14 protein-coding genes are annotated in these 13,600 nt (G+C 62.4%); 4 read left to right on the top strand and 10 right to left on the bottom strand.

Features of this window, described 5'->3' with window-relative positions; all coding sequences use genetic code 11:
• Positions 1 to 17: 17 nt before the first annotated feature.
• From AC2FMY_RS09960 to meaB, 7 genes are all read right to left on the bottom strand, one after another.
• Positions 18 to 383, bottom strand: coding sequence for a YybH family protein (locus AC2FMY_RS09960; RefSeq protein WP_480749426.1), 366 nt, complete (start codon positions 381 to 383; stop codon positions 18 to 20).
• A gap of 216 nt (positions 384 to 599) precedes the next feature.
• Positions 600 to 1,040 carry a copper chaperone PCu(A)C gene (locus AC2FMY_RS09955; protein WP_496744207.1) on the bottom strand — a complete coding sequence of 147 codons (441 nt, stop codon included), beginning with the start codon at positions 1,038 to 1,040 and terminating at the stop codon, positions 600 to 602.
• A 51-nt stretch (positions 1,041 to 1,091) separates the two neighbouring features.
• A complete protein-coding gene (locus AC2FMY_RS09950; RefSeq protein WP_480749428.1) occupies positions 1,092 to 1,451 on the bottom strand; it encodes a hypothetical protein in 360 nt (119 codons plus the stop codon).
• Positions 1,452 to 1,536: 85 nt separating this feature from the next.
• On the bottom strand, positions 1,537 to 1,965 hold the full coding sequence (locus tag AC2FMY_RS09945) for a CBS domain-containing protein (RefSeq protein WP_496807328.1): 429 nt from the start codon (positions 1,963 to 1,965) through the stop codon (positions 1,537 to 1,539).
• 151 nt (positions 1,966 to 2,116) lie between these two features.
• Complete coding sequence (locus tag AC2FMY_RS09940; RefSeq protein WP_496807327.1) at positions 2,117 to 2,773, bottom strand: pyridoxamine 5'-phosphate oxidase family protein; 657 nt, start codon at positions 2,771 to 2,773, stop codon at positions 2,117 to 2,119.
• 123 nt (positions 2,774 to 2,896) lie between these two features.
• Positions 2,897 to 3,184, bottom strand: coding sequence for a 50S ribosomal protein L28 (gene rpmB / locus AC2FMY_RS09935; RefSeq protein WP_480599182.1), 288 nt, complete (start codon positions 3,182 to 3,184; stop codon positions 2,897 to 2,899).
• Between the two features lie 236 nt (positions 3,185 to 3,420).
• Positions 3,421 to 4,398: a methylmalonyl Co-A mutase-associated GTPase MeaB gene (gene meaB, locus AC2FMY_RS09930; RefSeq protein WP_496744202.1), complete on the bottom strand. Its 978-nt coding sequence runs from the start codon at positions 4,396 to 4,398 to the stop codon at positions 3,421 to 3,423.
• 125 nt (positions 4,399 to 4,523) lie between these two features.
• Here meaB and hrpB point away from each other — a divergent pair, with 125 nt between their 5' ends.
• Positions 4,524 to 6,971 carry an ATP-dependent helicase HrpB gene (gene hrpB, locus AC2FMY_RS09925; RefSeq protein WP_496744200.1) on the top strand — a complete coding sequence of 816 codons (2,448 nt, stop codon included), beginning with the start codon at positions 4,524 to 4,526 and terminating at the stop codon, positions 6,969 to 6,971.
• Between the two features lie 47 nt (positions 6,972 to 7,018).
• Here the strand turns inward: hrpB and AC2FMY_RS09920 are convergent, their stop codons facing one another.
• Positions 7,019 to 8,629 (bottom strand): GMC family oxidoreductase, encoded by a 1,611-nt coding sequence (locus AC2FMY_RS09920; protein WP_480749433.1) that lies wholly within the window; start codon positions 8,627 to 8,629, stop codon positions 7,019 to 7,021.
• 137 nt (positions 8,630 to 8,766) lie between these two features.
• Here AC2FMY_RS09920 and AC2FMY_RS09915 point away from each other — a divergent pair, with 137 nt between their 5' ends.
• Positions 8,767 to 9,669, top strand: a complete 903-nt coding sequence (locus tag AC2FMY_RS09915; RefSeq protein ID WP_496807326.1) for an alpha/beta fold hydrolase — start codon at positions 8,767 to 8,769, stop codon at positions 9,667 to 9,669.
• A gap of 39 nt (positions 9,670 to 9,708) precedes the next feature.
• Here the strand turns inward: AC2FMY_RS09915 and AC2FMY_RS09910 are convergent, their stop codons facing one another.
• Positions 9,709 to 10,518, bottom strand: coding sequence for a class I SAM-dependent methyltransferase (locus AC2FMY_RS09910; protein WP_496744196.1), 810 nt, complete (start codon positions 10,516 to 10,518; stop codon positions 9,709 to 9,711).
• Between the two features lie 168 nt (positions 10,519 to 10,686).
• Here AC2FMY_RS09910 and AC2FMY_RS09905 point away from each other — a divergent pair, with 168 nt between their 5' ends.
• Positions 10,687 to 11,445, top strand: a complete 759-nt coding sequence (locus AC2FMY_RS09905) for a hypothetical protein (protein ID WP_496744194.1) — start codon at positions 10,687 to 10,689, stop codon at positions 11,443 to 11,445.
• Positions 11,446 to 11,543: 98 nt separating this feature from the next.
• Positions 11,544 to 12,041: a GNAT family N-acetyltransferase gene (locus tag AC2FMY_RS09900; protein ID WP_480749437.1), complete on the top strand. Its 498-nt coding sequence runs from the start codon at positions 11,544 to 11,546 to the stop codon at positions 12,039 to 12,041.
• 95 nt (positions 12,042 to 12,136) lie between these two features.
• Here AC2FMY_RS09900 and gnd read toward each other — a convergent pair whose 3' ends face one another.
• Entirely contained in the window at positions 12,137 to 13,534 is a 1,398-nt protein-coding gene (gene gnd / locus AC2FMY_RS09895; protein ID WP_496744192.1) for an NADP-dependent phosphogluconate dehydrogenase, read from the bottom strand.
• Positions 13,535 to 13,600 lie beyond the last annotated feature (66 nt).

Raw genomic sequence — 13,600 nt, 5'->3', positions numbered from 1 at the left:
CAGTTGCTAGAAACGCTTTAAGGCCGGTCGCTGTTGAAGATAGAGACGGCGACCTTCCAGGTACCATCGGGCTGGCGTTTCAGGACGTTGACGAACTTGCCCTCTTCGGGCGGGGTTGCACCGATGACGGCGTAGGTTCCGATCTGATAGGCCATGTCGCCCTCGACACCGTATTCGATCAGCGCATTGGTATGGGTGCCACCGTCGGAGACTTCCATCCGCGAGCGGTAGACTTCCTCGAACGCGGCGCGGCCGCGGATCATGGGCTGACCGGGCGCCAGCAGGACGACATCCTCGGTAAAGAACGCGGCGCAGGCCGCGGCGTCACCCCGGTTGAAGGCGTCGTTATACGCCGCGTCGAAGTCTTCGAGTAACTTTTTCATGTCCATGGTCAAAACCCTCAATCACCAATCCCGGCGCGTGGGCGCAATAGCTGCGGCACCGCTTTACAGCCCCATCGTAACACGAAACGCGCGGCCACCAGGCCGGCTGTATGCGATTGCCGAAGGGCGCAACGGCAACAGGCCGGGGGATACCCGGCCTGACGCATTGACGAGGGCCGCAGCGCGGTGCGAAGACAGGCGCTGCCGCCTGCCGGATCAGCGGTTCAGATCGACGGGGATCTCGACCTCGATCTCGCCGGCGTTTTCAAAGATCAGCGTGACCGGGATCGTTGCGCCCTGCTCGAAGGGAGCCTTGATCCCCATGAACATCACATGGTCGCCGCCGCGCTGCAGATTGTGGGCCTCGTTCGCGGGAATGACGAAACCTTCTTCGACATGGACCATCTGGGCCACGCCTTCGGAGTTGATCTGGTGAGTGTGCAGCTCGACGCGGCCGGCCACGCCCGATTTCGCGTCAATCAGACGGTCATCGGCATCAGACTGGTTCGTGATGGTCATGAATGCGGCCCCGGCCTTGGCATTCTTGCCTGACGAGCGGGCATAGGCGTCTTCGATCACGATCGCGCCGTCGGCCAGCGCGGCACCGGCCAGGGTCAGGGTTGCAACTGCGGTAAGCAGGGTGGATTTGAGCGACATGGCGCCTCTCCCATTGTCTTGATTGTCTGTATTGCGAGTTGAATGCGAAAATCAGACAACAAGTGGAGGCGCGCGCGCGGCGGCGTGCAGATGCGGTACAGGAGCGTTCAGATCTATTGCGTAAAGGGCTGCGGGCCGGTCGTGATCCGGTGCGGCGGGCAGCGGTGACTGGTCCAGCAGAACCGCCCCCAACAGGGTCAGGGCATAGTCGGGGCAGTAATGCGGCGGTTTCGTCGGCTGGCCCTGTTCGTCCATGTAGACCATGACCGGGCCAGTGCCGGTGCACAGTTCCATCTGGCCCATAGCGGCGCTCATCCCGCGCGAAACGGCAAGGCTTTGGCCAGTGAGGACCAGCAGCAGCGACAACACAAGCGCCAGATATGGGCGGAACGGATGGTTCATTTGAGTCATTGCATACGCCTTGCGGACGCGGTGCTTCAAGCGCATTGCGCGACCCTGCGACAGCAGGGCGCTGGGGCCCCTGGCGGACGCGGGGTCAACCACTGATATAGCGTTCCAGTTGTTCGATCACGAATTGCTGGTCGCTGATGATGCTTTTGACCAGATCGCCCATCGACACGATGCCCACAAGTTGCCCCTGATCCATCACCGGCAAATGGCGCACGCGCAGGCCGGTCATGACCGCCATCGCCTCCTGCACGGTCTGGTCGGGCGGCGCGTAGGAGACCCGGGTCGCCATGACATCGCCCACCCGTGTTTTCGGAGAGGAGCGGCCTTTGAGGAACACTTCGCGCGCATAGTGGCGTTCGGTGAAAATCCCCATCACCTTGCCGCCCTGCACTACCACGATTGCACCGACATCGGCGTTGGCCATTTTCTGGATGGCATCCAGAACCGTCGCGGTCGGATGAATTGTCAGAACCTTCTGACTTTTGGAATTGAGCAATTGCTGAAGTGTCGGCATGGTCCTCTACCTCGCTCAGTAGATGGTGACCTGATGAAAAATCATTGCCACAAACCGTAAAAAAAACAATGATTCAGATCAATTAATGACCATTCTTTTCAATCTTTTGTACACGCAATAAAAGACCGGAACTCCGCCACAGGAGATGGGCCTACTCCAGACCTTTCCAGAATTTCCGCCGATACTCGGTTTCGGTGGTTGTCTCACCGCTTGCCGCCGCTTTCTTGCGGTCCGGTTCCGGCAGCAGCTCCTGCAGGTAATCGACGCGTTTCCAGTCAGGGACGGGCGTTTCGACGCCGGGCCGTGGCACGAAATCCGAAGCCTGTTGACGCTGGTAGCGGTGGATATAGCGGGGGCAGTTTGTAAAGATGTTTTCCAGATCGACCCGCACCACCATAAGCGCCCCGGGATAGGTGTCGAACAAGGGCGATGACGTCGACCCTTGTGCCCGCCCGTGCAGGCGCAGGCGGCGGGGCTGCTCGAAATCGATGAACAGCATGCCGACTCTGGCGGTATCGGCGATGTTTCCGGCCGAATAGAACATACCGTTGCCGTCATAGATCGGAAAACACAGAGTGCGGTCGTCGAGGATGCGTACGAAGCCGGGTGCGCCGCCCTTGTATGAAACCGAGGGAAAACCGGCGTGGTCGATGGTGGACAGGAAAAAGAAGTCGCTGGCCGTGATGAACCTGCGGTCCATCGGGGCCAGTGCCGAGCGCATGACCCTGTCGTGCAGCGCATCGGCCAGTCTTCGGGTTTCGAACTTGTCCTGCAGATGCCGGTGGGCGCTGGAATAGAACTCTGCCATGAGCGGTCTCCCTTTGGAGGCGCATCCTAGCAGATTTGCAGTTGTCCGTCGCGCGGACAGCACACAAGCAAAAACCCCGTACCGGCACAGTACGGGGTTTCAAAATCCGACTTTCGAAAGCGATCAGGCCGAGGCTTGGGCCTTGGCGATCTCTTTTTTGACTTTCAGCGCGTTGGCGGACAGGTCTTCGTCCTTGGCCTTGGCCAGGAACGCGTCCAGACCACCGCGATGATCAACCGAGCGCAGAGCGGAAGCCGAGATGCGCAGCTTGACGCCACGGCCCAGGGTTTCCGACTGCAGCGTAACATCGTTAAGGTTGGGTAGAAAACGACGCTTGGTTTTATTGTTGGCGTGGCTGACATTGTTGCCAGTCATCGGGCCTTTTCCGGTCAGTTCGCAACGGCGCGACATGGTTACATCCTTTGTTTCTGGTGGCAGGGCATCCGGCCTTCTGCCAAATCACAAGGGGCGCAACCCGAAGTCGCGCCCGAAAACTGGTTGGATGCGTTTAGGAGGAATCGCCGGAAGGGTCAAGATGGCGGATGCGGAATCTTTCAAGAAGCTTGCGAAGTTTGCAAGGTTCGGCGGAATGGCCCGTGCCGGGCCATGCCTAAGGCTTGAGCATCTGGAAAAAGATGAAGTGGGGGTCAGGCCCCCGAGAGCGTTGCCAGCATGCGTTCGGCGGCGGCGGCCGGGCTGAGCGTCCCTTGCGCCACTTCGTTGTTGAGCCGTGCCATGTTGGCCCGGGCCTCGGCGGTGTCGAGGCGCGCAAGCAGGGCATGGCGCACTTCCTGATCGAACCAGTAGCGGGCCTGTGCGGAGCGATTGGCATCCCAGTGGCTGTTTTCCTTGCGCCAGTCGACCAGCGCCTGCATTTCAACCCATGCCTCGGCCAGCCCCTGTTCTTCGACCGCCGAGACCATCAGAGCCTTGGGAAAACCGGCCGGATCCTGCGGGCGTTTGCGCAGCAGCCGCAGCGCGCCGGCATAATCGGCGCAGGTTCGGATCGCGGTTTCCCTAAGGGCACCGTCTGCCTTGTTGACGAGAATCAAGTCGGCCATTTCCATGATGCCGCGCTTGACGCCCTGCAACTCGTCGCCACCGGCGGGCGCCAGCAGCAGCAGGAACAGGTCGGACATTTCCGAAACCACGGTTTCGGACTGGCCGACGCCCACGGTTTCGATCAGGATCACATCAAAGCTTGCCGCCTCGCAGAGCGCCACCGCCTCGCGCGTGCGGCGGGCGACGCCGCCCAGGTGGGTCTGGCTGGGGGATGGTCGGATAAACGCATTCCGCTCGCGGCTGAGGCGCTCCATCCGGGTCTTGTCGCCGAGGATCGAGCCGCCGGATCGGGCCGAGCTGGGATCGACTGCAAGCACGGCAACGCGCAGCCCCTGCCCGGTCAGCAGCATGCCGAAGGATTCGATGAAGGTGGATTTGCCCACCCCCGGCGTGCCGGACAGACCGATGCGCAGGGCCTGACGACCGGCGGGGGCAAGATATTCGAGCAGTTCGGTCGCCTGTGCGCGGTGGTCGGGGCGCTTGCTTTCGACCAGGGTGATCGCGCGCGCCAGCGCCCGGCGGTCGCCGGTCAGTACCTTGTCGCCAAGCTCTGCGATGTTCATGCGCGCCCCCTTCCCGGAATTTTGCCCTTGATGACGTAGCGGGACGGGGTTTGTCCAGTGTCGGAAGCGGCGGGATTTGCCGCAGGCGAACTGGACGCCGGTCTGTGCTTTGGCGATAAGGCGGCATGGACCAATTGCCGATAGATGATGCCCTGCCCGATCTGATTGCCGCGCTGAAAGCGCGCGGGCGGGCGGTGTTGCAGGCTCCGCCGGGGGCAGGCAAGACCACAAAAGTGCCACTGGCGATGCTGGAGGCAGGGCTGTGCGAGGGCCGCATCGTGATGCTGGAACCGCGCAGGCTGGCGGCGCGGGCCGCCGCCGAGCGCATGGCCGAGACGCTGGGGGAACGCGCGGGCGAGACCGTGGGGTATCGCGTTCGGGGCGATGCCAGGGTGTCCGGGGCGACGCGGATCGAGGTCGTGACCGAAGGCATCCTGACCCGGATGCTGCAATCCGAACCGGACCTGCCCGGCGTGAGCGCGGTGATCTTTGACGAGTTTCACGAACGCTCCCTGAATGCCGATCTGGGACTGGCGCTGTGTCTGGAAGTGGCGGGCGCGCTGCGGGACGACCTGATCCTGCTGGCGATGTCGGCAACCTTGGATGCCGAACCGGTGGCGGTGCTGATGGATGCGCCGTTGGTCAGTTCCGAGGGGCGGAGTTATCCGGTGGAGACACGCTGGCTGGAGCGTCCGCTGGGGCCGCAGGCGCGGCGTCTGGACGCGCTGGCCGATCTGGTCGTCCGGGCCGAGCGGGAGACACGCGGGACAGGCGGCGGGATGCTGGTGTTTCTGCCAGGCGAGGGCGAGATCCGTCGGACCGAGGCGGCGCTGGCGAAACGATTGCCCGAAAGTTGCGTGCTGCGCCCCCTGTTCGGCGCGATGCCCTTTGCCGCGCAGCGGGCGGCGATTGCGCCGGTGTCGGCGGGGCGCAAGGTGGTACTGGCGACCTCGATCGCGGAAACCTCGCTGACCATTCCCGACATCCGGGTGGTGATCGATATGGGCCAGGCCCGGCGGGCGCGGTTCGATCCGGGCGCGGGACTGTCACGGCTGGTGACCGAGCGGGTGACGCGGGCAGAGGCGACCCAGCGGGCGGGTCGCGCGGGCCGGGTGGCCGAAGGTGTGTGTTACCGGCTGTGGTCCAGGGGCGAGGACGGGGCGCTGGCCGCCTTTCCACCTGCCGAGATCGAGGCGGCGGACCTGACCGGACTGGCGCTGGAGCTGGCGCTATGGGGGGCCGAGCCGACAGAATTGGCCTTTCTGACGCAGCCGCCCAATGAGGTGATGGCCGAGGCGCGGGCGTTGCTTGCGATGCTGGGCGCGCTGGATGGCAAGGGACGGATCACCGATCACGGGCGGGCGCTGGCCGCCCTGCCCCTGCACCCGCGTCTGGGGCATATGCTGGTGACGGCGGGGGGCGAGGCAGCACCTTTGGCGGCGCTGATGGCCGAACGTGATCCGCTGAAGGGCGCGCCGGTGGATCTGAGCCTGCGGCTGGAGGCATTGCGGGATGCAAAGACGTTTCAGCGCAACCGGCCCTATGCGCTGCACATGAGTGTGCTGGAGCGAGTGCGGGCCGAGGCGAAGCGGCTGCGCGGGCAGACGAAATCCTCTGACGAGCGGATGAGCGTCGCGGCCATGGCGGCGCTGGCCTATCCCGACCGTATCGGGCAGCGGCGCAAGGGGGGCACACCCAGGTTCGTTCTGTCGGGCGGCAAAGGCGCCGTGTTGGAGGCCGGAGACGGGCTGGCAGGGGTGCCGTATCTTGTGGCAATCGATACCGATGGCAATCCGCGCGAAGCCCGGGTTCGGCTGGCCGCCCAGATCTCGGAACGGGACATCCGGGAGCTGTTTGGTGAGCAGATTGTCTGGGTGGACGTCTGCGAATGGTCAAGGCGCGACCGCAGGGTGGTGGCGCGGCAACAGGAGCGCTTCGGCGCGATCACGCTGGAGGACCGGGTCTGGAAAGACGCGCCCGACGCGGCGGTGGCGGCGGCGATGCTGGACGGGGTGCGCGATCTGGGCTTGCGGCTGGAAGGCGCGGCCGCGCGTCTCGCCGCGCGGGTGGAACTGGTGCGGGAAAACGGTGCCGATCTGCCGGATTTTTCCGAACAGGGGCTGCTGGCAAGTCTGGAGGAGTGGTTGTTGCCGATGCTGTCCGGCGTGCGCAGCGCCGAAGAATGGAAGCGGTTCGACCTGCTGCCCGCGCTCAGGACCGCACTGAGCTGGGAGCAGTTGCAGGATCTGGACCGCCGCGCGCCGGGGTCCTTTACCACGCCGCTGGGGCGGAAAGTGCCGATCGACTATGGTGGCGCGGTGCCGGAGATTTCGGTGCGGTTGCAGGAGTTGTTCGGGGTCACGCAGCACCCGGTGATCGGGGGCGAGCCTTTGAAGATCACGCTTTTGTCGCCGGCGCGGCGACCGATCCAGATTACCCGCGATCTGCCGGGATTCTGGGCCGGGTCCTATGCGGACGTGCGCAAGGACATGCGAGCGCAATACCCCAAACATCCCTGGCCGGAGGACCCCACAGCAGCCGACCCGACATTGCGGGCAAAGCCGCGGTCATAGGTGGCTCTGCCCCCGGCGCGGCGAGCCGCGCCTCCCCCGGAGTATCCTCAAAAAGATGAAGTGCGGATCATGTCGGCGGCTTTCTCGGCGATCATGATGACCGGGGAGGCGGTATTGCCGCTGACGATTTTCGGCATGATCGAGGCGTCGATCACGCGCAGACCCGAAAGGCCGTGGACGCGCAGATCTGGTGCGGTGACGGCCATCGGGTCGGCGCCCATCCTGCAGGTTCCGACCGGGTGGAAAATCGTGGTGGCGATGTTTCCGGCCTCGCGCAGAAGGTCGGCATCGGTGGCGATTTCCGGACCCGGCAGGAATTCCTGTGGGCAGTAAGGTTGCAGCGCCCGCGCGGTCATGATCCGGCGCGTCTGTTTGACGGCGGCGACAGCGACCTGTTTGTCGCGCTCGGCGCTGAGGTAGTTGAGGCGGATATGCGGCTGCGGGTCGGGCTGGCTGGTGGTGATGTGGCTGTGGCCCACGCTTTCGGGGCGCAGATTGCAGACCGAGACAGTGATGGCCGGAAACGGGTGCAGAGGGTCGCCGAGCCTGTCCGTGGAGAGCGGCTGGACATGGTATTCGAGATCGGGCGTGGCGAGCGCGGGGTCGGATTTGGTGAAGAGGCCGAACTGGCTAGGCGCCATGCTGAGCGGGCCGGAGCGGGAAAGTGCGTATTTCAGGCCGATACCGATGCGACCCAGCACAGAGTTGGCCGTTTCGTTCAGGGTTTGAGTGCCCGAGACCTTGAACACGGTGCGGATCTGCAGGTGGTCCTGCAGGTTCTCACCCACTCCCGGCAGGTCAAGAATGGGCGTGATACCCAGGGCAGAAAGGCGGTCGGGCTGGCCGATGCCGGACAACTCCAACAGCTTGGGCGAGTTGATGGCACCCGCGGCGAGCAGCACCTCGGCCCGGGCAGTAACGGTCAGGAGGCGGCCTTTGTAGCGAAAGACGACGCCGGTGACGCGGCGGCCATCCAGGATCAGCCGGTCGGTTGTCGCATGGGTCAGCACCCGCAGGTTGGGGCGTTTTAACGCCGGGCGCAGGAAGGCCTTGGTGGTGTTCCAGCGGACCCCGTTTTTCTGGTTCACCTCGAAGAAACCCGAGCCTTCGTTGTTGCCGGAATTGAAATCCGGGGTGGGGCCGTAGCCGAATTCCTGCGCACCCTCCTGAAAGGCGCGCAGGATGTCCCAGCTGACGCGCTGGGTGGTCACCTTCCACTCGCCCCCTGCCCCGTGGAGATTGGTCTCGCCCTTGTGGTGATCCTCGGATTTGCGGAAATAGGGCAGCACGTCGTCCCAGCCCCAACCCGTATTGCCCATCTGCCGCCAGCCGTCGTAATCGGCGGCCTGCCCGCGCATGTAGATCATGCCGTTGATCGAGGTGCAGCCGCCCAGAACCTTGCCGCGTGGATAGACCAGCGAGCGACCGTTCAGCCCTGGTTCCTCGGCTGTCTTCATCATCCAGTCGACGCGGGGATTGCCGATGCAATAGAGGTAACCCACGGGGATATGCACCCAGTGATAGAGGTCGTTGCCGCCCGCTTCGAGCAACAACACCCGAGTATCGGGATTTTCGCTCAGGCGGTTGGCGAGCACGCAGCCGGCGGTACCTCCACCGACGATCACATAGTCATAGTCCCCTGTCAGCTGTTCGGTCATGGTGCTCTCTCCTTACCCGCCAGCTTGCCGATTGGGGCGGGGGATGCAATGGGGGTGTTCGGGCATTTTCCGGTAACCTTCGCAGACAGCCGTGGTCACGATTAAAGACGCGTGCGGTTTGTGCTATGCTTACGGACATGCTCAACTTGACCTCGGTCCAATCGGTGGAGGTGAACGGCACCGTTCTTGCTGCCTTGGAAAAAGGTGGCGGCGACCCGTTGGTGCTTGTGCATGGCAGCGCGTCGGATTTGCGAACATGGTCCCATCAGATCGATGTTTTTCCGCAACGCTTTCGCACCATCGCCTATAGCCGCCGCTTTCACGCGCCCAACGCGCCAATACCGTCAGATGCGCCCGATCCCATTCAAGCCCATGTCGATGATCTTGCCGCTCTGTTCAGAGCAATGGATGCCGGGCCTGCGCATGTCGTCGGGCATTCCTGGGGCGCGCTTGTTTCACTTTTGGCCGCCGAGCAAGTACCAGCGCTGTTTCGCAGTCTCATCCTGATTGAACCGCCAGCGATTTCGATGCACGTGAGCATTCCGCCGACGGCAAATCAATTGATCCGGCTTCTGGTTTCGGAGCCCCGGCTTGCCTTCGCAATCATGAAATTCGGTGCACGAACCGTGGGCCCTTCGGAAAAGGCTTTTCGCAGGGGGGAGGACAAGCTGGCTGTTGAAATCTTTGCCCGAGGGGTGCTGGGCGAGCGGTATTTCGAAGCCTTGTCGGAGGAACGTTTTGCGCAGGTCTGGGACAATCGGGGGCCTGACCGCGCACTGGCCCTGTATCAGGGGTTCCCTGATCTGTGTGGAAAGACATTCCAGAATGTCCGTGTTCCCGTGCTTCTGATTGGCGGCACCGACAGCCCACCGCTTTTCAAGCTGCTTCTTGACGGGCTGTTCCATTGCCTTTCGGATGCGCGGATCAAAATGATCGAGAACGCATCGCACATCGTTCATGAGGACGCGCCCGAGGCTTTGAATGCATTTATTTTGGAGTTCCTTGACGAAGTCGGACAAGGGCCTATCGCGCCCGCTTGAGAGGGAGATGGAATGGACGTGTTTTCCGACGCGGAATTCTCAGGAAGGTTTTGTTCCCGAGACGACAAAACTCGGCATTGGGATAGCGACCGCTCCGTCGCGTTCAAACTTGAGAATGCCCTCGGTGACGTCGGATTCGATTGCCTTCACGGCTTGGGGTGTTTGCTGGTCCATGATGATGGGCGTTCGAACGCTGAATTGCAGGAACTCGGACCAGAAGCCGCTTGATTGACCATGGTAACAACTTGGAACGTCGATGACTTGTATATCTTCAAAACCTGTGACCATCAGTGCTTTTGCGCACAGATCGCGGTCGGAATAGGCGAATGCGTCTGGTGACGGCGGGACTTCGCTCATGTCCGCGTGCCGCAAGACCGCTCCGAAAACCGTGGCGAACAATGCGGAGTCTTTCGGCGAGCACCACTGGCTGAAGGCGTAGCGCCCGCCCGGTCGGATGACACGGAAGGCTTCGGAAAATGCTTTCGTTGGGTCCGTGAAGTGAAAGACGCCAAAGTTGCAGATTGCGGCGTCATAGCTTTCGTCTTGTGCATCGAGCGCAAGCGCGTCTCCCTCCCGGAAAGGCACGTGTGGAAAGCGTCGGGCTGCGGTTCGGACCATGGAAGGCGCAAAATCAACGCCTTCGGCATGCGCCCCGATTGCGTCGGCGGCGCCCGCGGCGAAACCCGGCCCGGTGCAGATGTCGAGCACTTTCAGACCGACGCGCGCGCGAATGGCGCTGAGCAGGGCGGGGATTGCCTGGGTCGTGACACGCGCGGTCAGGGTTTCGTAATTCTCGGCCCGCTTGTCCCAGCCGTCCAATTCCTGTTTGCGAAATTCCTCGAATGCCATGGCCCCCTCCGGTTTACTGCCAAAGCATAACACGAAAATTGCGCGAAAGGCCGGTAACGCCAAAGAAACCAACCGGCCGCTCAACGTTTTAGAGTGCGCCGTTTGTTTTGCGGCCACAAAGCATGTACTCTGGATTGACTTGGCGCTGCTTCCTTCAGGAGGTGCACAATGTTAGTCAGGCGTTTCGTTATCTTTCTGGTCCTGCTTCTGAGCGCGTTACCGTCTCAATCGCGGGCAGAAACACCGCTGGGGTCCACGATTTCCGAGGAAGTCTTTCTGTATTTGAAGGTTAGTTCCGAGGCGGCTCAGAGTTTGTTGCCTGAGGGCTGGACGCTGGCCCCCTGGACAAAAGGCGCTTGGGCGGGGGCCAACCTGCTGATTATCCTGGGTGAAACGCATTCCGATCTGAATCCCGAAGGAAAGCCGCGGCGGGATACCGGCTATCTCAACATGCGGCTGTTTACATGGGGTCGCAACGAAGCGGTCAAGTGGCGTATCTTCAACGCGGGCCGGTTTGCCACCGACGATCTGACCCCAAGTTCGACCACCCGCGTTAGCATGGTCAACATGCGCCGTTCGGTATCGCGGGTTACTGAAAGTCGTGGTCATGCTGCGGTCACCGACCATTGGGAAATCGACGCCGAAAGCGGGACGCTCAGGCTAGAAATGTCATACTCGGGGCTGGCACCGCGATATTCGACGCAGCAAGGGAAGGTGGTTGATCCGGATGCCCCGGAAGGAGACCCGGTCGGTTTTCGGATCAAGCAGATTTCCTATATGATACAGGGGCTGAACCACCCTAACAGTGTCACGTCCGTTGATCTGGAAAATTCGATCCCGGATCTGTTGCCGCTTTTGGATGGGGACGAAGAAATCCTCGCTACCTGGATATTGCCGGTGAAATTCACCGAGCGTTTTGGGCCCTGAGCCTGCTGGCGGAGCAAAGGAAACTCTCATCGTCGTGTGCATCATAGCAGAACCGGTGTTAAGATCGACTTGCCCCACATGTGCGGGAGTAGAAAGTTATGAACATTTGCGAAGCACGATCGCAGGCTGAGATCAACCACGCGGCAAGTCTCATGCGAGGTTTGTATGAAGCGAACAAAGTTCTCTACCACGACGACCTGGAAACCATCGAAGAGTACTACCGGGGGTCGTGGTTTTTTCAGCGCTCACCACAACTTCCGGCTGTGTACCTTCCGCCGCAAGGAAATGTCCTTGTTGCTTATTTGGGCAGCAAACCGGCGGGAACGGTGGCGACCTATCGAATGGATGGTGAAAACTGTGAGCTGAAATCGATGTTCGTTGCTCCTGCTTTCAGAAAAAGCGGCGTTGCACATGCCCTTTGCGAGGCGGTGATCAAGCTGGCCAGAGAACAAGGATATCTCAACGTCAGGCTAACAACCGGGGAGCGTCAATTGCCAGCCCGACGCCTGTATGAACGGCTGGGGTTCAGGATGGTTGCGCCCTGGGACGTCAATCCGCCCGAAGGCTACGATTACTTTGAGTTGGGCATCGGTTAGGGTTGTGATCTGATCGGGTCGATCTCTGCAACCTGACCGGAGCGGCTTGGGGTAGACTTTCTTTCGACGGTGCTGAACTCTTCAGTTTATCCCGCCTATCCCCACTCGCCATGCGTTTCCCCCGGGCGATCGGTGCGCTCGAACCCGTGATGGCCGAAGAAATCGCGTTGTGCCTGGATCAGGTTGGCGGTGCCGGTGGCCTGGCGGATGCTGTCGTACCAGCCGAGCGCGGAGGAGAGCGCGGGAACCGGCAGGCCCGAGGTGATTGACTGCGCCACGATAGCCCGGAGGCCTTGCAACGCGGGGGCGAGAAGGTCCGGTACGGCCGGGGCGAGGAAGGCTGGGCGTTCGGGCCTTTCACGCAGGGCCGGGGCGAGGTCGTCGAGCAGGGATGAGCGGATTATGCAGCCCGCGCGCCAGATCTCGGCGATGCGGGCAAGATCCAGCGACCAGCCGTATTCGGCCGAGGCGGCGCGAAGGATGTCGAAGCCCTGAAGATGTGCCAGAAGGCGGCCTGCAAAAAGAGCCTGCGTCAGCAAATCTGGATGGGGAGTCGACACTGTGCAATCTGCGGGCGGCAACTGCGCGGCGGCGGCCAGCCGGGCGGGTTTGGCGGACGACCAAGCGCGGGCGCCGACGGCGGCCTCGATAACCGAGGCGGACTGGCCCAGTTTCAGCGCCTCGATCACGGTCCAGCGCCCGGTGCCCTTCTGGCCGGCCCGATCGCGGATCATGTCGACCATCGGTCGGCCCGAGAGCGGATCGGTGGCTAGCAGGACGCGGGCGGTGGCCTCGACCAGGAACGAGGCAAGCGGGCCGGTTTCCCAACGCCGGAACAGCGCGCCGATGCGCGGTGCCTCCCACCCTGCCCCATCGCGCAGGAGGCCGTAGATTTCTGCAATCATCTGCATGTCGGCATATTCGATGCCGTTGTGCACAGTCTTGACGAAATGCCCCGCGCCGTCAGGGCCAAGATGCGCGACGCAAGGATCTCCGTCGAACTTGGCGGCAATCGGTTCCAGCAACGGTCGCAGGTGGTGCCAGCTGTGATCCGAGCCGCCCACCATCATCGAAGGGCCGTGGCGCGCGCCCTCTTCTCCGCCGGAAACGCCCATGCCGACGAAGTGCAGCCCCGTTCCCGCAAACTCTGCCGAGCGGCGGCGGCTGTCGTTGAAATCGGCGTTGCCAGCATCGATCAGGGTATCGCCGGGCGACAGAAGCGGGCGGATAGCATCGATCATGGCATCAACCGGCGCGCCCGACGGGATCATCAGCAGAATCAGGCGCGGGGTTTCGAGCTGCGCGACAAACTTTGCCAGGGTTGGGGCCGTGCTGATCCTGTCGGCCAATGGCCCGGCCCGGGTCACGAATGGATCGATCCAGTCCACCTCGCGATTTGTGACGCAGATGGGGATGCCATTTTCGGCAAAGTTCAGGGCCAATGCGCTGCCCATCGTTCCCAGACCGTAGACCCCGATCCTTGCCTTGCCCATGCCTGTCCCCGTGCTGTTTGACCGGCGCAGAATGCGATATGGCGGAAACCGGCGCAACCCGGTGAC

Source organism: Ruegeria sp. YKSE079 (genome assembly GCF_059612845.1).
Note: the sequence above shows the minus strand (reverse complement) of the source record. Positions and strands in the feature narration are given on the sequence as shown.